Source organism: Acinetobacter johnsonii, assembly GCF_048551975.1.
GTDB lineage: Bacteria > Pseudomonadota > Gammaproteobacteria > Pseudomonadales > Moraxellaceae > Acinetobacter > Acinetobacter johnsonii_A.
Window position 1 is genome coordinate 1 of sequence record NZ_JBIMCF010000100.1, and the last position, 337, is coordinate 337.

1 pseudogene is annotated in these 337 nt (G+C 40.9%); it reads left to right on the forward strand.

The window, feature by feature from the left end:
• Nucleotides 1–287, forward strand: a pseudogene (locus ACG9ZB_RS16790) (hypothetical protein); the annotation flags it as partial.
• Nucleotides 288–337 lie beyond the last annotated feature (50 nt).

Sequence of the window (337 nt, forward strand, 5' to 3'; positions counted from 1 at the left end):
TTTGTACTGAGTTTCAGCATAATCAATTATTAAATAGAGTGCTTTGGTTGACGCACATAAAAATTATAGTGCGCACAGTAGAATGCCAAGTAAAGGATGCAGTACATAAAGATGCGGAGCATCGAATAATAAGGATGGTCGAGATGACGAATCGTATATATCCCGCAGGATTGAAAAAATCCTGTTTAGCTAGTCTTGTTGGACTCCTGCTTGCGCAGTCTACATTTGCCCTTGAGTCACTTTCTGATGAATATCGAGCGGATACTATAGGTGAAGGCATTGCTTGACTTCCTGAAAACTTCAAGATGGTATTCCAAGGGGCCAATGATCTCTCCAC